General features: G+C 74.8%; 16 protein-coding genes. 8 read left to right on the forward strand and 8 right to left on the reverse strand.

What is annotated here, in order from left to right; translation table 11 throughout:
* Positions 1 to 50 precede the first annotated feature (50 nt).
* Both ACI782_RS20410 and ACI782_RS20415 read left to right on the forward strand, forming a co-directional pair.
* The gene (locus ACI782_RS20410; protein WP_456911919.1) at positions 51 to 1709 is read left to right on the forward strand and encodes an FAD-dependent oxidoreductase; all 1659 of its coding nucleotides are present in this window, start codon (positions 51 to 53) and stop codon (positions 1707 to 1709) included.
* The gene (locus tag ACI782_RS20415; protein WP_456911920.1) at positions 1706 to 3139 is read left to right on the forward strand and encodes an ATP-binding protein; all 1434 of its coding nucleotides are present in this window, start codon (positions 1706 to 1708) and stop codon (positions 3137 to 3139) included. Before ACI782_RS20410 ends, ACI782_RS20415 begins: the two co-directional genes overlap by 4 nt.
* A gap of 51 nt (positions 3140 to 3190) precedes the next feature.
* On the opposite strand, the gene ACI782_RS20420 is transcribed toward ACI782_RS20415, so the two are convergent.
* A complete protein-coding gene (locus ACI782_RS20420; RefSeq protein WP_456911921.1) occupies positions 3191 to 4282 on the reverse strand; it encodes a class I SAM-dependent methyltransferase in 1092 nt (363 codons plus the stop codon).
* A gap of 156 nt (positions 4283 to 4438) precedes the next feature.
* Between ACI782_RS20420 and ACI782_RS20425 the strand changes: the two genes are divergently transcribed.
* A complete protein-coding gene (locus tag ACI782_RS20425) occupies positions 4439 to 5956 on the forward strand; it encodes an MFS transporter (protein WP_456911922.1) in 1518 nt (505 codons plus the stop codon).
* A gap of 10 nt (positions 5957 to 5966) precedes the next feature.
* Here ACI782_RS20425 and ACI782_RS20430 read toward each other — a convergent pair whose 3' ends face one another.
* Entirely contained in the window at positions 5967 to 9188 is a 3222-nt protein-coding gene (locus ACI782_RS20430; protein ID WP_456911923.1) for a bifunctional cytochrome P450/NADPH--P450 reductase, read from the reverse strand.
* The gene (locus tag ACI782_RS20435) at positions 9185 to 9907 is read right to left on the reverse strand and encodes a hypothetical protein (RefSeq protein WP_456911924.1); all 723 of its coding nucleotides are present in this window, start codon (positions 9905 to 9907) and stop codon (positions 9185 to 9187) included. The genes ACI782_RS20430 and ACI782_RS20435 overlap by 4 nt, the downstream gene beginning before the upstream one ends.
* Before the next feature lie 233 nt (positions 9908 to 10140).
* Between ACI782_RS20435 and ACI782_RS20440 the strand changes: the two genes are divergently transcribed.
* Entirely contained in the window at positions 10141 to 10599 is a 459-nt protein-coding gene (locus ACI782_RS20440) for a response regulator (RefSeq protein WP_456911925.1), read from the forward strand.
* A 9-nt stretch (positions 10600 to 10608) separates the two neighbouring features.
* Here the strand turns inward: ACI782_RS20440 and ACI782_RS20445 are convergent, their stop codons facing one another.
* From ACI782_RS20445 to ACI782_RS20465, 5 genes are all read right to left on the reverse strand, one after another.
* Entirely contained in the window at positions 10609 to 11256 is a 648-nt protein-coding gene (locus tag ACI782_RS20445) for a LutC/YkgG family protein (RefSeq protein ID WP_456911926.1), read from the reverse strand.
* A complete protein-coding gene (locus tag ACI782_RS20450) occupies positions 11253 to 12794 on the reverse strand; it encodes a LutB/LldF family L-lactate oxidation iron-sulfur protein (protein ID WP_456911927.1) in 1542 nt (513 codons plus the stop codon). Before ACI782_RS20450 ends, ACI782_RS20445 begins: the two co-directional genes overlap by 4 nt.
* Positions 12791 to 13564, reverse strand: a complete 774-nt coding sequence (locus ACI782_RS20455; RefSeq protein WP_456911928.1) for a (Fe-S)-binding protein — start codon at positions 13562 to 13564, stop codon at positions 12791 to 12793. Before ACI782_RS20455 ends, ACI782_RS20450 begins: the two co-directional genes overlap by 4 nt.
* Entirely contained in the window at positions 13561 to 14592 is a 1032-nt protein-coding gene (locus ACI782_RS20460; protein ID WP_456911929.1) for a LacI family DNA-binding transcriptional regulator, read from the reverse strand. Before ACI782_RS20460 ends, ACI782_RS20455 begins: the two co-directional genes overlap by 4 nt.
* A gap of 185 nt (positions 14593 to 14777) precedes the next feature.
* On the reverse strand, positions 14778 to 15098 hold the full coding sequence (locus tag ACI782_RS20465; RefSeq protein WP_456911930.1) for an L-rhamnose mutarotase: 321 nt from the start codon (positions 15096 to 15098) through the stop codon (positions 14778 to 14780).
* Positions 15099 to 15467: 369 nt separating this feature from the next.
* Between ACI782_RS20465 and rhaI the strand changes: the two genes are divergently transcribed.
* The 4 genes from rhaI (at position 15468) to ACI782_RS20485 (ending at position 21290) form a co-directional block, all read left to right on the forward strand.
* A complete protein-coding gene (gene rhaI, locus ACI782_RS20470) occupies positions 15468 to 16628 on the forward strand; it encodes an L-rhamnose isomerase (protein ID WP_456911931.1) in 1161 nt (386 codons plus the stop codon).
* 68 nt (positions 16629 to 16696) lie between these two features.
* Complete coding sequence (locus ACI782_RS20475) at positions 16697 to 18733, forward strand: bifunctional aldolase/short-chain dehydrogenase (RefSeq protein ID WP_456911932.1); 2037 nt, start codon at positions 16697 to 16699, stop codon at positions 18731 to 18733.
* A gap of 13 nt (positions 18734 to 18746) precedes the next feature.
* Positions 18747 to 20225 carry a rhamnulokinase gene (locus ACI782_RS20480; protein ID WP_456911933.1) on the forward strand — a complete coding sequence of 493 codons (1479 nt, stop codon included), beginning with the start codon at positions 18747 to 18749 and terminating at the stop codon, positions 20223 to 20225.
* Between the two features lie 126 nt (positions 20226 to 20351).
* Positions 20352 to 21290 (forward strand): ABC transporter ATP-binding protein, encoded by a 939-nt coding sequence (locus tag ACI782_RS20485; protein ID WP_456911934.1) that lies wholly within the window; start codon positions 20352 to 20354, stop codon positions 21288 to 21290.
* Positions 21291 to 21379: the final 89 nt, after the last annotated feature.

Below are 21379 nucleotides of genomic sequence, written 5' to 3' on the forward strand. Positions count from 1 at the left end.
GCCACCCACCCGCTCCCGCGCACCCCGGTGGCGACGGACAGGAGGGCGTCATGGCCAGACCGGTCCTGCTCAGCGTGGACGACGACCCGGGGGTCTCCCGCGCCGTCGCCCGCGACCTGAGGCGCCGGTACGGCGAGGACTTCCGGGTGCTGCGCGCCGCCTCGGGCGACGAGGCCCTGGAGGCGCTGCGCGAGCTGAAGCTGCGCGGCGACCCGGTGGCGGTGCTGCTGGCCGACTACCGGATGCCGGGCATGAACGGCATCGAGTTCCTCGAGCGCGCCATGGACCTGTTCCCCCGCGCGCGCCGGGCCCTGCTCACCGCCTACGCCGACACCGACGCCGCGATCTCAGCGATCAACCTCGTCGACGTCGACGCCTACCTGCTCAAGCCGTGGGACCCGCCCGAGGAGAAGCTCTACCCCGTCGTCGACGGCATGATCGACGCCTGGCGGGCCGCCCCCGACGCCGGGTTCGAGGGGGTCAAGCTGGTCGGCCACCGCTGGTCGGCGCCGTCCTTCCGGGCCCGGGACTTCCTGGCGCGCAACGCGGTGCCCTACCGCTGGTACAGCGCGGACGAGCCCGAGGGCCAGCGGATCCTCTCCGCCGCCGGGGCCGGACCGGACGACGTTCCGCTGGTGGTCACCCCCGACGCGACGGTGCTGCGGCACCCGAGCGAGGCCGCGCTCGCCGTCGTCGCCGGCCTCGACACCCAGCCGCGCGAGCAGTTCTACGACCTCGTCGTCGTCGGCGGGGGCCCCGCCGGGCTGGGCGCCGCGGTCTACGGCGCCTCCGAGGGGTTGCGCACCGTCCTGGTCGAGCGGGAGGCGACCGGCGGGCAGGCGGGGCAGAGCAGCCGGATCGAGAACTACCTGGGCTTCCCGGACGGCGTCTCCGGCGGCCAGCTCGCCGACCGCGCGCGCCGGCAGGCGGTGAAGTTCGGCGCCGAGCTGCTGCTCGCCCGCGACGTGGTCGCGCTCGAGGCGCACGGGCCCAAGCGGGTGCTCCGGCTCGACGACGGCCGCGCCATCGCCGCGCACGCCGTCGTCCTGGCGACCGGCGTCTCCTACCGCAGCCTGGGCGTGACCGGCGTCGACGACCTCACCGGCCGCGGCGTCTACTACGGGTCGGCGATGACCGAGGCCGCCGAGTGCGCCGACCGGGACGTGTTCGTCGTCGGCGGCGCCAACTCCGCCGGCCAGGCCGCGGTCTTCTTCTCCCGCTACGCCCGCTCGGTGTGCCTGCTGGTCCGCGGGCCGTCGCTGGAGGCGTCGATGTCGGCCTACCTCATCGAGCAGGTCGCCGCGATCCCCGCGATCAGCGTCCGCACCTGCACCACCGTGGCCGCCGCCCACGGCGACGGGCACCTGGAGGCGATCACCGTCCGGGACGCGCGCGACGGCGGGAGCGAGACGCTGCCGGCCAGCCACCTGTTCGTCTTCATCGGCGGCGCGCCGCGCACGGGCTGGCTCGGTGGCGCCGTCCGCCGGGACGACCGGGGGTTCATCCCGACCGGGCCGGCGCTGGTGGAGGACGGCAACCGCCCGCCGGGCTGGTCGCTCGACCGCGACCCCTACCTGCTGGAGTCCAGTCTCCCGGGCGTGTTCGTCGCCGGCGACGTGCGGGCCGACTCGGTCAAGCGGGTCGCCTCGGCCGTGGGGGAGGGCGCGATGGCCGTGACGCTGGTGCACCGGTACCTGGGGGAGCAGTGACCGCGGCGGCGAGCCGGCTGGGCCCGGCCGAGCTGCGCGAGCTGTTCCTCTTCGCCGACCTCGACGACGAGCAGCTGGCCTGGGTCGCCGAGCACGGCGACGTGGTGGAGTGCCCGGCCGGCTCCGAGGTGTCGGTCGAGGGCGAGCCGGCGACGTGCTTCTACGTCCTGCTGGACGGCGAGATGAGCATGGTGCGGTTCGTCGGCGGCGGCGAGGTCGAGACGATCCGGACCTCCCAGCGCGGCGTCTACTCCGGCGCGGTGCAGTTCTACATCGGCGAGCGGATCGCCCAGACCTACCCGGGCACGGTGCGGGCGGTGACCGACTGCCGGTTCCTCGCGCTGCCCGCGGCCGAGTTCGAGGCGGTCTTCCGGCGCTGGTACCCGATGGCGGTGCACCTGTTGGAGGGGCTGTTCTTCGGCCAGCGCAACATCGCCGAGCTGGTCAGCCAGCGGGAGCGGCTGCTCGCCCTCGGCAAGCTCTCCGCCGGGCTCACCCACGAGCTGAACAACCCCGCCGCGGCGGCGTCGCGGGCGGCCGCGTCGCTGCGCGAGCGCTTCGCCGGCATGCGGCACAAGCTGGCCCTGCTCTCCACCGGCAAGCTCGACGCCTCGGTGCTGCGCGCGCTGACCGACCTCCAGGAGGAGCTGGTCGCCCGGGTCGGCACCGCCACCGAGCTGAGCGCCCTCGAGCGCGCCGACCGGGAGGACGAGCTCGGTGACTGGATCGACGAGCACGGCGTCGGCGGGGCCTGGGACCTGGCCGGCGTGTTCGTGCCGGCCGGGCTGGGGCCCGAGGACCTCGACCGGGTGGCGGCCGCCGTCGAGCCGGTCGCGCTGGAGGCGGCGCTGCGCTGGCTGGCCTACACGGTGGAGACCGAGACGCTCATCGGCGAGATCGTCGACAGCACCAGCCGCATCTCCGCCCTGGTGGACGCGGCCAAGCAGTACTCGCAGCTGGACCGCGCGCCGCACCAGCCCACCGACCTGCACGCCGGCCTGGACGCCACGCTCGTGATGCTCAGCGCCAAGATCCCGCCCGGCGTCACCGTGGTGAAGGACTACGACCGGTCGCTGCCGGCGGTGCCCGCCTACGCCGGTGAGCTCAACCAGGTGTGGACCAACCTGGTCGTCAACGCCCTCGACGCGATGGCGGGGGAGGGGACCCTCACCCTCCGCACGTCCCGGGACGGCGACTGCGCCCTGGTCGAGGTCGCCGACACCGGTCCGGGCATCCCCGAGGACCTGCGCCGCCGGGTGTTCGAGCCGTTCTTCACGACCAAGCCGGTCGGCCAGGGCACCGGCCTGGGCCTGGACGTCTCCTACCGCATCGTGGTCACCCGGCACGGCGGCGACCTGCGGGTGCAGTCCCGGCCCGGGGACACCCGCTTCCAGGTGCTGCTCCCGCTGACCGAGGTCCCGCGCGGCTGAGCCCGGCCCCCTGCGGGGCTCCTCCGCGAGCCCGCGAGCGAGGGGGTCCTCTCACACGCGGGCCACGTAGAGGGAGTCCAGGGGGTCGTCGGGGACCTCGTGCACGGTCACGTCGACGAAGCCGGCGTCGGCCAGCATCCGCAGCGCCAACTGCTCGCCCCACACGGTGCCGAGCCCGACACCGCCGGCGGCGAGCGAGACGGTCGTGCAGTGCAGGGTGCTCACCGCGTAGAGCATCGGGGCGAGCGGGTTGCCGACGTTGTCCTCCAGGGCGGTGGCCGCGCGGATGTCCAGCATCACGAACCACCCACCGGGGCGCAGGGCCGCCCGCACCCGCGCCAGCACGCCGACCGGGTCGGCCTGGTCGTGGATCGAGTCGAACGCGAAGACGGCGTCGAACGGCGGCTCGGTCGGCAGCCGGAGGACGTCGAGCACCTCGAACGAGGCGTTGGCCAGGCCCATCGCCGCCGCCTCCGCCCGGGCGCGGGCAATGGCGTCCTCGGCGAGGTCGTAGCCGGTGAACGACGACCGCGGGAACGCGCGGGCCATCAGGTTCACCGCGTGCCCCGTACCGCAGCCGACGTCGGCCACCCGCGCGCCCGCGCGCAGCCGGTCCGGCAGCTCGCCGGTCAGCGGCAGGATGCCCTCGAGCAACTGACCGTCCAGCAGCCCCCGGGAGAGCCCGTCCATGACGTCGGTGAACTCGGGGCGGAACTCCTCGTAGGGGACGCCGCCGCCGGTGCGGAACGCCCGCTCCACGCCGGGTACGTGGGGCGCGAGCAGCGTCACCACCCGGCTGAACGGCGAGAGGTCGGTCGAGCCGCCGCCGGTGAGGCAGACGGCGTGCTCGGCGGGGAGGGTGTAGCGGCGTCCGGCCGGGTCGTACTCGACGATGCCGGCGGTCACCAGCGCGCCCAGGCACTCGCGCACGTACCGCTCCGCGAGTCCGCCCCGGGCCGCCACCTCCTCGCTCGTGCCGGGCCCGGCCGCGAGGGCCGCCAGCAGGCCGGTGCGGTGCGCGAGGTCGACCATCAGGGTGACCGCGCCTCCGGTGAAGTACCCGAGCAGCCGGTCGGCGACGGCGGCCACGCGGGCCTGGTCCAGGGTCGCGGGGGCCTGCGCCCGCTGCTCGGTGTCGGTCATGGTCGACCTCCGCTGGTGCCGGGGCGCCACGGTAGGACCGGCGGGGACGGCGGGCCAGGGTCGAGGGGCCTCCCGGCACGCGGCTCCTGGTCGGCGGACACTCGGGGCGGAGGGCGAGCGACCGGCCCGCCTCCGCCCTTCCCCGGAGGCGCCTGCGTGACCCGCCAGCCCGCTGTCCGATCCGACGTCCCCGCGGCCGACGCCGACGGCCCCACGCCGGACCCGCGACGCTGGCGGGCCCTGTGGGTGACCCTCGTCGTGGGATTCATGAGCCTGCTCGACGTCAGCATCGTGTCGGTCGCCCTCCCGTCGTTGCAGCGCGACCTGGCGGCGTCGCCGGCCACCGTGCAGTGGGTCGTCTCCGGGTACGCGCTGACCTTCGCGATGGCGCTGGTCCCGGCCGGACGGCTCGGTGACGCGCTGGGCCGGCGGCGGCTGTTCCTCGTCGGCCTGTCGCTGTTCGTCCTGTGCAGCGCCGCGGCCGGGGCGGCGCCGTCGGTCGGGCTGCTGGTCGCCGCCCGGCTCGCCCAGGGGCTGGCCGCCGGGTGCCTGGCGCCGCAGAACTCTGGCCTGATCCAGCAGCTGTTCCGCGGCACCGAGCGCGGGCGCGCGTTCGGGCTGTTCGGCGCCACGGTGGGCATCTCCACGGCGGTCGGTCCGGTCGTGGGCGGGCTCATCCTGGCGCTGGCCCCGGGGCCGGGCGGCTGGCGCTGGATCTTCTACGTGAACGTGCCGATCGGCGTGGTGGCGTTCGCGCTCGCCTGGCGGCTGCTGCCCCGCGGCGGGAGCGGGCAGCGCGGCCGCATCGACGTCGGCGGCGTCCTGCTGCTCGGCGCCGGGGCGCTGGCCGTGCTGCTGCCCCTGGTGCAGGCGGAGTCCGGCGGGCTGGGCCGGCTGTGGTGGCTGTTCCCGGTCGGTGCGGCGGTGCTGGCCGGGTTCGTCGCCTGGGAGCGGCGGGTGGTCACCCGCGGCGGGGAGCCGGTGTTCGACCCGCGGCTGGTGACGGAGACCCGCGGCTACGCGATCGGAGCGGCCCTGGCCACCGTCTACTTCGTCGGCTTCAGCGGCATCTGGCTGGTCTTCGCGCTGTTCTTCCAGACCGGCCTGGACTACACGCCGCTGCAGTCGGGCCTGACGGTGACGCCGTTCGCCATCGGCGCCGCGGTCTCGGCGGTCGTCGCCGGCCGGCTGGTCGAGCGGTTCGGCCGCGTGATCACGGTGGTGGGGCTGGTCCTGGTGATGACCGGGCTGGCGACGGTCGGCGTCGTCCTGCTGACCGTGCCGCCGTCCGCGGTCGGGTGGGCCGCCGCGGCGGGGCTGCTCGTCGGCGGGATCGGCGGCGGCTGTGTGATCTCCCCGAACGTGACGATGACTCTGCGCGACGTCCCGGTCCGGATGGCCGGCGCCGCGGGCGGCGGGCTGCAGACCGCGCAGCGGTTCGGCGCCGCCATCGGCACCGCCGCGCTGCCGGGCCTCTTCTACGTCGTCCTCGGCGCGACCGGGGGCGACCACCCGTCCGCCGCCGCGGCCGGCCTCGCCGTGGCCGTGGCCGGGGTGGGCGCCGCCCTGGTGCTGGCCGTCGTGGACCTGCGCCGCAGCCGCCGGCGGGACGCCGCCGACCCCGGGGACGCCGACCGCGCGGACCCCCACTCCCGGGGCCACGCCCACCCGTGAGCCGCGGGGGTCAGCCGCCCCAGATGTCCTCGACCAGGCGGCCGGCCGACCGCAGCCCGGTCAGCCAGGCCTGCGCGTCGGCCTCGCCGGTCGAGGTGCGCTCCCGGAAGACGCGCGCCAGCGCGGTGCGCACCCCCGGCGCGATGGTCGCGGCGTTGCCGCAGACCAGGACGACGGCGTCCTGCTGCAGCAGCCCCCACACCTCGTCGGCGCAGTCGAGGATCGCGTCCTGCACGTAGCGGCAGGGGCGGCCGTCCTGCCGCGAGAAGGCGTTCTCCACCCGGACCAGCCCGCGCTCCTGGAAGTCGAGCAGCTCGTCGGCGTAGAGCAGGTCCGAGCCCGGCTCCCGGCAGCCGAAGAACAGCAGGGACCGGGCCACCGGGACCCCCTGGTCGTGCTGGGCCGCGCGCTCCTGCAGGAACCCGCGGAAGGGCGCCAGCCCCGTCCCGGCCCCCACCATGACCATCGGCACGTGCGGGTTCTCCGGCGGCCGGAACGGGATCGTGGGCTCGCGGACGAAGACGAACACCGTCCCGTTCTCCGGCAGCTGCGCGAGGTGCCCCGAGGCGACCCCGGTGAAGGTCCCGGCGCCGGAGCGCGCCGGGGCCTGCAGCACCCCCGCCGTGATGCTGCAGACGTCCGGGTCGCTCAGCGGCGAGGAGGAGATGGAGTAGTAGCGGGGCCGCAGCGGCGGCAGCATGTCGAGGTACTCCTCGAACGGCAGCGAGCAGGCCGGGAACTCCTCGAGCAGGTCGATCACCGAGCGGTTGGGGGCGTGCACCCGGGCCTCGTACCGCGCGTCGTCCCGGGCGAGCTCCTCGAGCTCCGCCCGCTGCTGCGCGTCGTCGGTGTACCGGGCGAGGACCTCGATGTCGTCGCGGGTGGCGACGTCCTGCAGCTCGACGCAGCTGCCGAGCACGCCGAGGACGGGCGCCGGCTCGTCGATCGGCAGGTGGGTGTGCGCCCCGGCGTTCGGGATGATGGTGACGTACTGGCCCGCGTCCAGGCCGAAGTGCGCCATCACCCGGCGCAGCAGCTCGATGTTGTTGCGCGGCAGCACGCCGAGGTGGTCGCCGGCCCGGTAGCCCTGGTCCTGGGGCAGGGACACCTCGATGTGCCGGGTGGACTTGCCGGGGGCGCCGTACGGGCCGGCCGACAGCAGCTCGCGGTTGGCCAGCACCCGCGCCGGACGCGCGCGGTAGGACAGGATCACCGGGTTGCTGACCTGCCGGTTGGTCAGCGTGATCGACAGCCGCGGCCCGGTCGGGGCGGTGGCGGCGACGTCGTCCGGCAGGTCCAGGGCCGTGGCGAGCGTGGCCCACAGGTCGCCGTGCCACCCGCGGTACTGCGCGTCGAAGTCGCCGGCCGCGTTGCCCTCGCCGCGCGGGTGCGCCCGCTCGCCGCCGTGCGCCTCCAGCTCCCGGTCCAGCAGGGTCGGGACGGCCTGGTAGGTGCCGGCCCACTCGGTGTTGCCGCAGCCGAAGACGCTGTAGGTCACGTCCGCGGCCGCATCGGAGGGGGCCGCGGCGATCCAGCGGCAGAACGCGGCGGCGTTGTCCGGCGGCGTCCCGTTGTAGGAGGAGCAGACGACGAGGAGGGCGCCGCCCACGGGCAGGTCGTCGACGTGCTCGTCGAGGGGCCCGAGCGTCACGTCGAAGCCCCGCTCGGTCCCCTCCTGCGCCAGACGGGTGGCGATCGCCTCGGCGGTGCCGAGGTTGGAGCCGAACAGCACGGTCAACCGCGTGCCGTGCCGCGCGACCGTGGGCACCGGCTCGACGTGCGGGGCGGCGGCCGGGACGGCCGGCTCCGGCCCGCTCCGCTGGACCGGGATGCCGAGCGGGACGTCGGCCCGCGGCAGCACCTGCAGGTGGAAGTCGTCGGGCTTGATCGTGAGCGTGGTCTTCGTGTGCAACTGGTAACCGCGGTCGTCGACGAAGTCGAACCGCTGCAGCAGCATGCCCAGCACGAGGGCGGCCTCCTGCAGCGCGAACTGGCGGCCGATGCAGGCCCGCTGCCCGGTGCCGAAGGGCTTGTAGGCGTGCGGCGGCAGCGCGGCCAGCCGCTCGGGCGCCACGTGGTCGGGGTCGAACAGCGCGGCGTCGGGGCCCCAGACCGAGGTGGCGCGGTGCAGCGCCGGGGAGAGCACGGTGATCGGGGTGTGCGCCGGGATGGCGTAGCGGCCGCCGATCACGGTGTCCTCGAACGGGGCCCGGCTGAAGCCCGGTGCGGTCGGCCACAGCCGCAGTGACTCGTCGAGCACCTGCCGGACGTATCGCAGTCGCTGCACCTGCTCGAACGTCGGCTCCGGCGTGCGGCCGAGCACGGTGTCGACCTCCCCGCGGGCCCGCTCCAGGAAGCGCGGGTTGGCCACCAGGTAGTAGAGCGCGAACGACAGCAGCCCCGAGGTCGTCTCGTGCCCGGCGATGAGGAAGGTGATGCACTGCGCGCGGATGTTGCGGTCGGGCAGCCGCTCGCCGTCCCGGTCGACGCCGGTGAGCATCCGGCCGAGCAGGTCGGTGGTGTCCGCGGCGTCCCCCTGTGCCCGCCGATCGGCGATGAGCCCGTCGACCAGGTCGTTCATGAACGCCTGGTCCTCGTCGAGCTGCCGCTGGGCCCGGATCCGCAGCCGGGTCTGCAGCGGCAGCTGCCGGGCGCGGGCCTGGGACTCGGAGAGCGTGCGGATCATCGCGTCGACGAACGGGTGCGGGGTCTCCCGGTAGAAGGAGTTGAACCGGTACCCGAAGCCGCAGAGCGCGATCGTGTCGAGGGTCAGCCGGGTCATGTCGGCCGGCACGTCGACCTCGTCGCCCGGGTTGAGCCGCGCCCACTTCTCCACCAGCTGCTCGGCGATGTCGAGCATCTTCGGCAGGTAGTCGCGCATCGCCTGCAGGCTGAACGGACTCATCAGGATCTCGTGCGCCCGGTGCCACATCGGGTCGTCGGTGTCGGAGGTGAACAACCCGTTGTCCAGCGCGTCCTTCTTGAGGTTGGCCAGCCCACCGCTGACGAGCTTGTCGAAGCGCGTGTCGTCGCACACCTCCGCGACGAGCTCCGGCCCCGAGACGATCAGCCGCGCCCCGCCCGGGACCATCAGCCGGTAGAGCGGCCCGTACTCCTCGGCCATCTTCATCAGGCTCTCGAAGGGGCTGGCCGTGTCGATGTCCAGGACGTTGCCGAGCACGGGCACGCCGCGCGGGCCGGGGATCTCGTCGAGGGCGATGGTCGCGGTCACGGGGTGCCTCCAGTCGGCCGGCGGACCAGCAGCACGGTGCTCACCAGCAGCACCCAGGCCGGGAACACCAGCAGGATCGCGGGGTGGAAGGTCACGCTGACCAGCAGGAAGACGGCCAGCAGGTAGCTGACGACCGCGAGCGGCCGGGGCAGCATCCCGGCCGCGGACGCCAGCCCGGTGGTGGTGATCATGTACATGCCGGCGGCGCGCACGCCGTAGACGAAGACCAGGGCGTAGCCGGCGGAGGACAGCGCGCGGGCGACGTCCGGCCCGGGGAGCGGGGCGTCGGAGAAGCGGGTCAGCAGCGCGACCGCCCCGACCGCGGCGGTCCCGACGAAGAGCATGCAGACGAACAGGACGGCGCTGGCCAGGTGCAGCCAGTGGGGGATCTCGGCCCACGACCGCGGCCGGCGCAGCTGGAACGCCGTGCGGGTGGCCATCGCGTGCCACAGGCAGGCGATCCCGGCGAACGGCACGACGTACAGCCCGACGAGGGTGAGCGTGTCGGCCCCGCCCCCGTCGTAGAACGCGCGGTAGGTGGCGTCGGGGTCGGCGAGCCCGGGGATCCGGCGGACCAGCACGAGGGCCACGACGAGCAGCGCGGCGAGGACCAGGCCCGACCACCCGGCGGTGCGGGCGTGGGCGGCTGCCAGCCGGGCGGCGGCGTCCTCTGCCGCGGCGTCCGCTGGTTCTCCCCGTGTCCGTGTCGGGATCCGCATGGTGCCCTCCGGCGACCGCGTGCCTCGTCTCGCTCACCAGCCAGGGCGGAACCGCACCCTCCTACACCCGCCGCCGGACCCGGTCAACGCGTCCGCGGGCGCCACCGCACCGGGCGGCCGGTCGGTCACCGCACACCGCCGGGCTCCCCACGGGCGGTGAACCGCGCGCCGGCCCCGGCCCCGGCCTGCACGTCGTCATGCCGCCGCCGCCGGAGCGTCTCCAGGACGTGACGATGAGGCTCATCCGGCCCGTCGGCGACCCGCCGCCCACGCCGGTCACCACGGTCCTGGTCGCCGACGCGCACCCGGTGCTGCGCCGCGTGCTGATCGACTGCCTGGACGACGTCGACGACATCGCCGTCGTGGCGGAGGCCGAGACCGGGGACGAGCTCCTCGCGACCGGCCTGGGCACCCGCCCGCACGTCGTCCTGGTCGACCCGGAGCTGCCCGGCACCGACCCGCTGCAGGCGGCGCGCGAGCTGCTCGACGTCGCCCCGGCCACGCGCGTGGTCGTCCTCGCGCGCTGCTTCAGCCTGGTCACCTTCCACCGGGCCCGGCGGCTGGGGGCCGTCGGCTACCTGCTCAAGGGCGCCGACCTGGTCGACCTGCCGCAGCGGATCCGCGACCTCGCCGCGGGCGGGACCGCCTGGACCCCGCGTGCGGTCCGCGAGGTCGGCCCCGGCGAGAGGTAGCGGCTCAGCTCACGAGGACGACGGTCGCCGTCCGGCGACGAGGACGACGACGAGCGTGCGGGGGCCGTGCACGCCCTCCACCCGGTCGAGCTCGATGTCGCTGGTCGCCGACGGCCCGCTGACCATCGTGAGCGGCGCGGTCGGCTCCAGCCGGGCGAGCGCCTCCGGCACGCCGCCGACGACCTGGCCGGCCTCGACCACGCACACCAGGCAGTCGGGCAGCAGGGACAGCGCCCGGCGGCCGGAGAGCGGCGAGCCGTCGAGCACCAGGGTCCCGGTCTCAGCCACGGCCACGGCGACCCCGGTGACGGTGGCGGCGAACGCGGCGAGCGCGACGGCGGGCCGGCCGTCGTCCTCGGTGGCCCCCGCCGGCCGCCACGCCTGCGGGACGCCGGGCGCGACGACGACGTCCGCCGGCGCCCACCCCGCGCCGACGCCCGCGTCGAGCGCGGCCGCGACGGTGGAGGCGACGTCGTCCGGGCCGCAGCGCAGGACCGAGGCCTTGTAGTCCTCGAGCCGGTCGGTGAGGACGTCGAGCAGCGTCGCGACCGGCCGGTCGTCGGTGGTCCGGTAGTGCCGGTGGACCTCCGGGACGGCGCGCCCCTCGCCCAGCGCGGTGCGGATCCGGCCGAGCACCTCCTCCCGTGCGGTGCTCATCGTCCGTGCTCCCGGGCCCACTGCTGGGTGAAGGTCTCCCGCGGCGGGGCCGGCAGGTCGCGGCTGCGGGTCCACCCGGAGACCGGCGGCGGCAGGGCCGCGGGCAGCGCCGGCCGGCCGCGGGCGAGGAACCGGCCCAGCCCGGCGGCGCGCTGCGCCAGCCGCCACAGCCGCGGCCGCGACATCGCCGTCGCCAGGGCGCGGAACCCGGCCGCCTCGGGGGTGACCCGCTGCTGCGCCTCGACGTGCTCGCCCCGCAGGTGCACCAGGATCGACGGGATGTCGATCGCCACCGGGCAGACGTCGTAGCAGGCGCCGCACAGCGACGACGCGTACGGCAGTGACGCGTTGTCCTCGACGCCGGTGAGCTGCGGGGAGAGCACCGCCCCGATCGGGCCCGGGTAGACCGAGCCGTAGGCGTGCCCGCCCGTGCGCTCGTACACCGGGCAGACGTTGAGGCAGGCCGAGCAGCGGATGCAGTGCAGCGCCTCGCGGCCCACCTCGTCGGCGAGCACCGCCGTCCGCCCGTTGTCGAGCAGCACCAGGTGGAACTCCTGCGGCCCGTCGCCGGGGGTGACCCCGGCCCACAGCGAGGTGTAGGGGTTCATCCGCTCGCCGGTGGAGGAGCGGGGGAGCAGCTGCAGGAAGACCTCGAGGTCGCGCCAGGCCGGCACCAGCTTCTCGATGCCCATCACCGTGATCAGGGTCTGCGGGAGGGTCAGGCACATCCGGCCGTTGCCCTCGGACTCGACCACCGCCAGGGTGCCGGTCTCGGCGACGGCGAAGTTGGCGCCGCTGATCGCCACCCGCGCGCGGAGGAACCGCTCGCGCAGGTGCGCCCGGGCGGCCATCGCCAGCCGGCGCGGCTCGTCGGGCAGGTCCCGGTCGGCGTCCGGGCCCTGGAACTGCGGCATGGTGCGCAGGAAGATCTCGCGGATCTCGGCCCGGTTCTTGTGGATCGCCGGGACCAGGATGTGCGACGGCGCGTCGTCCCCGAGCTGGACGATCAGCTCGGCCAGGTCGGTCTCGTGCGCGCTGATCCCGGCGGCCTCGAGCGCCTCGTTGAGGCCGATCTCCTGGGTGGCCATCGACTTGACCTTGACCACCTCGTCCGTGCCGGCGGCCTGCACCAGCCGGGTGACGATCGCGTTGGCCTCGGCGGCGTCGCGGGCCCAGTGCACCGTGCCGCCGCGCGCGGTCACCTGCCGCTCGAGCTCCTCCAGGTGCTCGTCGAGGCGGGCCAGGGTGGCAGCCTTGAGCGCCCTGCCGGCCTGACGCAGCTCCTCCCAGTCGGGCACCTCGCCGACGACGGCCGCCCGCTTGGCCCGGATGGTGCGGGTCGCGTGGCCGAGGTTGGCCCGCAGCTGGCCGTCGCGCAGCGCGTCCCGGGCGGCCTCGGGGAAGGGGCGGTCGCCGCGCAGGTGGCCCACCCCGCGGGGGGCGGTCGGGAGGGTGGGGCGATCGCGGGCGGTAGGCAGCCCGAGGAAGGTCGGCGCCGAGCGGCCATTGTGGCCACTTTGGCCGGTCACGGCGGTCACGCCGGCACCGCCGGTCGGGTGCTCTGGTCGGGGGACACGGACTGCTCCGTCGAGGCGAGGATCTCCGCCAGGTGCACCGTCCGCGTGCCCGAGCGCAGCCGGGACAGCCCGCCGCCGATGTGCATCAGGCAGGAGGCGTCACCGGCGGTGCACACCTCGGCGTGCGTGGACAGCACGTTGGCCATCTTGTCGGTGAGCATCGCCGTCGACGTGTCGGCGTTCTTCACCGCGAAGGTGCCGCCGAAGCCACAGCACTGCTCGGCTCCGGGGAGCTCGACCAGCTCCAGCCCGCGCACGGCGCGCAACAGCCGCAGCGGCCGGTCGCCGACCCGCAGCATCCGCAGCGAGTGGCAGGTGGGGTGGTAGGTGACCCGGTGCGGGTAGTACGCGCCGACGTCGGTGACGCCGAGGACGTCGACGAGGAACTGCGACAGCTCGTAGGTGCGGCTCGCGAGGGCCTCGGCCTCCTCGGCCAGCGCGTGCTCGCCGGCCCGGCGGGCGACCATCGCCTGCTGGTGGTGGATCGACGCCACGCAGGACCCGGACGGCGCCACCACCGCCTCCGCCCCGGCGAAGGCCCGCACGTGGTTGGCCACGATCGGCACCGCCTCACGCCGGTAGCCGGTGTTGACGTGCATCTGCCCGCAGCACGCCTGGCCCGGCGGGACGACGACCTCGTGGCCCAGCCGCTCCAGCAGCCGTGCCGTGGCCATCGCCACCTGCGGCACCATCGTGTCCACCAGGCACGTGGCGAACAGCGCCACCCTCATCGCGTCCCCTCCCGGTCGGCCCCCCCGCCGCGGCGGACCATGCTCGACTCCCGCACCACCAGCTCCGGCTCGAAGACCGGCTGCTCGTGCCGGTGCCCCTCCCGGGCCTCGTCCAGCACCAGCTGCGCCGCGCGCCTCCCGAGCTCCTGCCGCGGCTTGCGCACCGAGGTCAGGGGGACGGCGGCCGCGGCGGCGAAGTCGATGTCGTCGTAGCCCACGATCGCGAACTCGTCCGGCACCCGCACGCGCTGTCGCACCATCCCCTGCAGCACGCCGAGGGCGAGCAGGTCGTTGGCGCAGATCGCCGCCGTGGGGCGCCGGGCCGCCGGGATGCCGAGGACCCGCCCGGCCGCGTCCCGCCCCCCGGGCACGGTGAGGTCCTCCGGGGAGAGGACGGTCAGCTCGGCATCCGGCACCTCGCGCACCGCCGTCTCCACGCCGGCCCGGCGCTCCTGCACCTGCGGCAGGTCGGAGTGCCCGCCGACGAAGGCGATCCGGCGGTGCCCGCGCTCGAGCAGGTGCTCGGTGGCGAGCCGGCCACCGAGCACGTCGTCGACGGCGACGGCGCACTGGTCCGCGGCGGGCGCGCGCCGGTCCAGCAGCACCACCGGGACCCCGTGGGAGCGCAGCGCCGCCAGGTCCGGCGTCAGATCGGCGGTCGGGGTGATGACCACACCCTGCACCCGCTGCTCGGCGAGCACGGCCAGGTGCGCGGCCTCCTTGTCCGGCCGGTCGTCGGAGTTGCACAGGATCAGCGCCAGCCCGGCGGCGTTGACGACGTCCTCGACCCCCCGGGCGACGTCGGTGAAGAACGGGTTGGCGATGTCGAGCACCACGAGGCCGACCGTGCGGCTGGAGCCCGCGCGCAGCTGACGCGCCGACTCGTTGCGCACGAACCCCAGTTCGGCGATCGCCGCGCGGACCCGGTCGCGGGTGACCGGACCGACCAGCTGGGGCCGGTTGAGCACGTTGCTCACCGTGCCGACCGACACGCCCGCGTGCCGGGCGACGTCCTTGATGCTGGCCACCGACCCGCCCTCCCCGCCGGTGTCCCGGCCTCGCGCCCGGCGCTCGCGCCGGGACCTCCGTAGTGTTGCCGACCCGGGTGCTCCCGGCCGCGACCGGCGGCACCCGGGTCGGCCCGGCGGCCGACGGCGGCCGTCCGGGCACCCGCGGCCTGCGCGGTGGCGACCAGCTCGCGGTGGGGTGGCCGTCAGGCCAGGTGGAAGTACTGGGTCAGCCGCTCCATCTGCCGGTCCGGGGGGCTCCCGGCGACGAAGAAGCGGCTCATCCGGGCCTGCCAGCGGGCGTTGACGTCCTCGGCGTCCATGCCGGCCACCGCGGCGTCGAAGTCGTCGGTCTCGACGAACCCGACGACCAGGCCGTCCTCGTGACGGAGGAAGAGCGAGTAGTCCCGCCAGCCGTGCCGGGAGAGCGCCTCGAGCATCTCCGGCCACACCTCGCGGTGCGCCTCGAGGTACTCGTCGACGCGCTCCGGCCGCAGGTGCATGAGGAAACAGACCCGCTCGGCCACGTGCCACCTCCGTCGGTGTCCGGCCCGGGGCCGCCGGCCCGAGCCGGTGGCTGCCCGGTTCGTCCGGATCAGGATGAACCGTTTCACATGGTGATGGCCGCCACTGTGGCACGGCGTGCGCCGCCCGCGCAAGCCCGGGGCGGGCCGCCCGGCCGGCCCGCGGAGGTGCACGCACCCGTGCTGAGCTGGTGGGGGTACTCGCGGCCGACCCCGACGGCGCCCCCACGTGCACACTGCGGGTCGCGCGGACGAGACTGTTGACGTGACCGGGGACACGTCCTACTGTCCCGGTAACCGTATGAGACGTTTCAAAACGGTGGACCGGCGAGCCCCGCCGGACCGTCCCCTCACGGACCGAGGAGATCGACGATGACCCCCGCCGCCGCACTCGACGCGCTCGCCGAGCAGACGATCGAGCTGCCCTCCTGGGCCTTCGGCAACTCCGGCACCCGGTTCAAGGTGTTCGGCCAGCCCGGGGTGGCCCGCGACCCCTTCGAGAAGCTCGAGGACGCCGCCCAGGTGCAGCGGTACACCGGCGTCGCGCCGCGGGTGTCCCTGCACATCCCGTGGGACCTGGTCGACGACTTCGGCAAGCTCGCCGCCCACGCCGCCGACCTGGGCGTCCGGATCGGGGCGATCAACTCCAACCTCTTCCAGGACGACGACTACCGGCTCGGCTCGCTGACCCACCCCGACGCCGCCGTCCGCCGCAAGGCGATCGAGCACCACGCCCAGTGCGTCGACGTCATGCGGGCCACCGGCTCCACCGACCTCAAGCTGTGGCTGCCCGACGGCACCAACTACGCCGGCCAGGACGACCTGCGGGCCCGGCAGGACCGGCTGGCCGAGTCGCTGCAGGAGGTCTACGCGCTGCTGGACCCGGGCCACCGGCTGCTGCTCGAGTACAAGTTCTTCGAGCCGTACTTCTACGCGACCGACATCCCCGACTGGGGCACCTCGCTGGTGCACTGCCTGGCCCTCGGCGAGCAGGCGCAGGTCGTCCTCGACACCGGGCACCACGCTCCGGGCACGAACATCGAGTTCATCGTCATGCAGCTGCTGCGGCTGGGCCGGCTGGGCGCGTTCGACTTCAACTCGCGCAACTACGCCGACGACGACCTCATCGTGGGGTCGGCCGACCCGTTCCAGCTGTTCCGGATCATGAACGAGATCGTGCAGAACGACGCCCTGCTCGGGGCCGGCGTCAACTTCATGCTCGACCAGTGCCACAACATCGAGAAGAAGATCCCCGGCCAGATCCGCTCGGTGCTCAACGTCCAGGAGGCCACCGCAAAGGCGCTGCTGGTCGACCGCGACGCGCTGCGCGCGGCCCAGGTCGCCGGTGACGTGCTGGGCGCGCACGGTGTGCTGATGGACGCCTTCAGCACCGACGTCCGGCCGCTGCTGGCCGAGCTGCGGGAGTCGAAGGGCCTGGACGCCGACCCGTACGCCGCCTTCGCCCGCAGCGGGTACCAGGAGCGCATCGAGCGCGAGCGCGTCGGCGGCCAGCAGGCCGGCTGGGGCGCCTGAAGACCTCTCCCGTGAGGGGCCAAAATGGCCATTTTGGCCCTTCCGACATCCCCGGAAGGAACCAGAGCATGACGAACCCCGTGGTCAGCGAGCTGCTCGAGCGCAGCAACCGGCTGGGCGCCGACCCGCGCAACACCAACTACGCCGGCGGCAACACCTCCGCCCAGGGCACCGAGACCGACCCGGTGACCGGGCGACCGGTCGAGCTGCTGTGGGTCAAGGGCTCCGGCGGCGACCTGGGCACCCTCACCGAGCCGGGTCTCGCCGTCCTGCGGCTGGACCGGCTGCGCTCGCTGGTCGACGTCTACCCGGGCGTCGAGCGCGAGGACGAGATGGTCGCCGCGTTCGACTTCTGCCTGCACGGCCGCGGCGGCGCGGCGCCGTCCATCGACACCGCGATGCACGGGCTGGTCCGCGCCGCGCACGTCGACCACCTGCACCCCGACTCCGGCATCGCGCTGGCCACCGCGGCCGACGGCGAGGCGCTGACCCGCGAGTGCTTCGGCGACCGCGTCGTCTGGGTGCCGTGGCGGCGCCCCGGCTTCCAGCTCGGCCTGGACATCGCCGCGATCGCCGAGAAGAACCCGCAGGCGATCGGCTGCATCCTCGGTGGGCACGGGATCACCGCCTGGGGCGAGACCAGCGAACAGTGCGAGGCCAACTCGCTGGAGATCATCCGGACGGCGGAGCGGTTCCTCGCCGAGCGCGGGAAGCCCGAGCCGTTCGGCGCCGTGGTGCCCGGCTTCGAGCCGCTCGACGAGGCCGAGCGGCGGCACCGCGCCGCCGCGCTGACGCCGGTCATCCGCGGGCTGGCGTCGACCGACAAGCCGCAGGTCGGGCACTTCACCGACAGCGACGTCGTCCTCGAGTTCCTGTCCCGCGAGAAGCTGCAGCCCCTCGCCGCGCTCGGCACCTCCTGCCCGGACCACTTCCTGCGCACCAAGGTGCGGCCGCTGGTCGTGGACCTGCCGGCGACCGCCCCGGTGGAGGACGTCGTCGCGCGGCTGGAGGAGCTGCACGAGGAGTACCGCGCCGAGTACGCCGCCTACTACCAGCGGCACGCCACCTCCGACAGCCCGGCGATGCGCGGCGCCGACCCGGCGATCGTGCTGGTGCCCGGCGTGGGCATGTTCAGCTTCGGCGCCAACAAGCAGACCGCGCGCGTGGCCGGCGAGTTCTACGTCAACGCGATCAACGTGATGCGCGGCGCGGAGGCGGTGTCCACCTACGCCCCGATCGACGAGAGCGAGAAGTTCCGCATCGAGTACTGGGCGCTGGAGGAGGCCAAGCTCCAGCGGATGCCCGAGCCCAAGCCGCTGGCCACCCGCGTCGCGCTGGTGACCGGTGCGGCATCGGGCATCGGCAAGGCGATCGCGCACCGGCTGGCGCGCGAGGGCGCCTGCGTGGTCGTCGCCGACCTCGACCGGGCCAAGGCCGAGACCGCGGCGGCGGAGATCGGCAACGCCGACGTCGCCGTGGGCGTGGCGGCCGACGTGAGCGACGGCGAGGCGGTGGCCGAGGCGTTCCGCGCGGCGGTGCTCGCCTTCGGCGGGGTCGACCTGGTGGTGAACAACGCCGGCCTGTCGATCTCCAAGCCACTGCTGGAGACCACCGAGCAGGACTGGGACCTGCAGCACGACGTCATGGCCAAGGGCAGCTTCCTCGTCTCGCGCGAGGCCGCCCGGATCATGATCGAGCAGGGGATGGGCGGCGACCTCGTCTACATCTCGTCGAAGAACTCGCTGTTCGCCGGGCCGAACAACATCGCCTACGGCGCCACCAAGGCCGACCAGGCCCACCAGGTCCGGCTGCTGGCCGCCGAGCTCGGCGGGCACCAGATCCGGGTCAACGGGATCAACCCCGACGGCGTCGTCCGCGGGTCGGGGATCTTCGCCGGCGGCTGGGGCGCCTCGCGCGCCGCGGTCTACGGCGTGAAGGAGGAGGAGCTGGGCGAGTTCTACGCGCAGCGGACGCTGCTCAAGCGGGAGGTCCTGCCCGAGCACGTCGCGGACGCCGTCTTCGCGCTGACCGGTGGCGACCTCACCCGGACGACGGGGCTGCACGTGCCGGTCGACTCGGGCGTGGCCGCCGCCTTCCTCCGCTGAGAGAGGGGCCAGCGTGGCCACGAAGGCCCCGTTGAACCTCACGGCCGTCGACCTGGGGGCGTCGAGCGGCCGGGTGATGGCCGCGCGGGTCGCGCCGGAGCGGCTGGAGCTCGCCGAGGTGCACCGGTTCCCCAACCGGCCGGTGCGCCTCGGCGGCACCCTGCACTGGGACCTGCTCGGGCTCTACGCCGGCGTCCTCGACGGGCTGCGCGCCGCCGGGCGCGAGGCCGGCCGGGTCGACGGCGTCGGCATCGACAGCTGGGCCGTGGACGTCGGCCTGCTGGACGCCGACGGCGCGCTGCTGGGCAACCCGGTGCACTACCGGGACGCCCGGCACGCGACCGCGGTGGCGGCGGTGCACGCCGCCGTCCCGCCCGAGGAGCTGTACCGGGTGACCGGGCTGCAGCACCTGCCGTTCAACACCGTCTTCCAGCTCGCGGCGGCGCGCGGGACGGCGCAGTTCGCCGCCGCCCGGACGGCGCTGCTGGTCCCGGACCTGCTCGCGTACTGGCTCACCGGCGCGGTCGGCGCGGAGGTCACCAACGCCTCCACGACGGGCCTGCTCGACGCCACGACCCGCGAGTGGGCCTGGGACCTGGTCGACCGGCTCGGCCTGGACCGCGGGCTGTTCCCGCCGCTGCGGCAGCCGGGGGAGCGGCTGGGGGAGCTGACCGCCGACGTGCTGGGCGAGACCGGGCTGGCCGGGCCGGTGCCGGTCACCGCGGTCGGGTCGCACGACACGGCGTCGGCGGTGGTCGGCGTCCCGGCGTCGTCGGACCGGTTCGCCTACGTCTCGTGCGGCACCTGGTCGCTGGTCGGCGTGGAGCTGGAGAAGCCGGTGCTCACCGAGGCGAGCCGGGCCGCCGGGTTCACCAACGAGCTCGGCGTGGACGGCACGGTGCGCTACCTGCACAACGTGATGGGGCTGTGGCTGCTCCAGGAGTCGCTGCGGACCTGGGCGGCTGCCGGCCTGCCCGCGGACCTGCCCGACCTGCTCGCCGCCGCCGCGCAGGTGCCGGCCTTCACCGCCGTCGTCGACGCCGACGACCCGCGGTTCCTCCCCCCGGGTGACGTGCCGGCGCGGATCGCCGCGGCCTGCGCCGAGACCGGCCAGACCCCGCCGCAGAGCGGGCCTGCGACGGTGCGGTGCATCCTCGACAGCCTCGCTCTCGCCTACCGGCGGGCGATCCGGCGGGCCGGCGAGCTCTCCGGACGCGAGGTCGAGGTGGTGCACCTGGTGGGCGGGGGGGCGCGCAACGCCCTGCTGTGCCAGCTCACCGCCGACGCCTGCGGCCTGCCGGTCGTGGCCGGCCCGGTCGAGGCCGCGGCGCTGGGGAACGCCCTGGTCCAGGCCCGGGCGGCCGGCGTGCTCGACGGCGGCCTGGCCGACCTGCGTGCACTGCTGCGGGCCACGCAGGAGGTGCAGACGTACACGCCGTCCGGGTCGCCGGCCGCGTGGGACGCCGCCGCGGCCCGGTTGCCCTCCCGCTGAGACGAGCCGCCGGGGAGCGATGAGTTCCCGCGGGCCGCGGGGTCTCCAGTCCTGGAGTGCCGGTCGACCGGACCCCGCACGGGGGTCGCGCACGAGCCGGTGGCCGACGGCACGGGAGGGCAGCGCGTGATCCACGCACGGGGACTGGTGCAGACGTTCCGTACGCGCCAGGGACGGGTCAAGACCGAGGTCCGCGCCGTCGACGGCGTCGACCTGGACGTCGCCGAGGGGGAGATCGTCGCGTTCCTCGGTCCCAACGGGGCGGGGAAGACCACCACGCTGCGCATGCTGACCACCCTGCTGAAGCCGACCGCCGGCACGGCGACGGTGGCGGGCTTCGACGTCGTCACGCAGTCGGAGCAGGTGCGCCGCAGCATCGGCTACGTGTCGCAGGCCGGCGGGGCGTTCAGCGGCGCCCGCGCGGGCGACGAGGTGGTGGACCACGGGATGCTCTACGGGCTGTCCCGGGCGGTGGTCGAGGAACGGGGCAGGCAGCTGTTCCGGCAGCTGGACCTGGAGGGTCTGTGGACCCGGATGCCCAGGAACATGTCCGGCGGGCAGAAGCGCCGGCTGGACATCGTGATGGGGCTGATCCACGAGCCGACGCTGGTGTTCCTCGACGAGCCGACCACCGGTCTGGACCCGCAGGCGCGGGCGAACCTCTGGGAGCACGTCCGCGACCTGCGGCGCCGCCGCGGCGCGACGGTGTTCCTCACCACCCACTACCTGGACGAGGCCGACGCGCTGGCCGACCGGATCCTGATCATCGACCGGGGCCGGATCGTCGCCGCCGACACTGCCGACAGCCTCAAGGCGCGGGTCGCCGGCGACCTGGTCGACCTGGAGGTGGCGGCTCCGGCCGACGTGCCCGAGGCGGCCCGCAAGCTCGCCACCCTCACCGACGGCCGCGCCGAGGTGGAGATCGAGGGCCGGCACGTCCGCGGGCGCGTGCCCCGCGCCGGGCGCGCCGTCCCGGGTTGCTGCGCGACCTGGACCGCGCCTCGATCGACCTGGACTCGATCGAGGTGCTCCGGCCCACCCTGGACGACGTGTTCCTGGCACTGACCGGGCGGTCCCTGCGCGACGCCGAGACCGCTGACACAGCCGCCGCACCCGACGTCGGTCAGGCGCCGGCGGAGGGGACCGAGACCGTG

Source organism: Geodermatophilus sp. SYSU D00703 (assembly GCF_054050155.1).

Coding starts and splice junctions, on each gene's coding strand:
- rhaI (WP_456911931.1), top strand. CDS start 15,468: ATGACCCCCGCCGCCGCACTCGACGCGCTCGCCGAGCAGACGATCGAG.
- ACI782_RS20455 (WP_456911928.1), bottom strand. CDS start 13,564: ATGAGGGTGGCGCTGTTCGCCACGTGCCTGGTGGACACGATGGTGCCG.
- ACI782_RS20410 (WP_456911919.1), top strand. CDS start 51: ATGGCCAGACCGGTCCTGCTCAGCGTGGACGACGACCCGGGGGTCTCC.
- ACI782_RS20475 (WP_456911932.1), top strand. CDS start 16,697: ATGACGAACCCCGTGGTCAGCGAGCTGCTCGAGCGCAGCAACCGGCTG.
- ACI782_RS20435 (WP_456911924.1), bottom strand. CDS start 9,907: ATGCGGATCCCGACACGGACACGGGGAGAACCAGCGGACGCCGCGGCA.
- ACI782_RS20440 (WP_456911925.1), top strand. CDS start 10,141: ATGAGGCTCATCCGGCCCGTCGGCGACCCGCCGCCCACGCCGGTCACC.
- ACI782_RS20420 (WP_456911921.1), bottom strand. CDS start 4,282: ATGACCGACACCGAGCAGCGGGCGCAGGCCCCCGCGACCCTGGACCAG.
- ACI782_RS20445 (WP_456911926.1), bottom strand. CDS start 11,256: ATGAGCACCGCACGGGAGGAGGTGCTCGGCCGGATCCGCACCGCGCTG.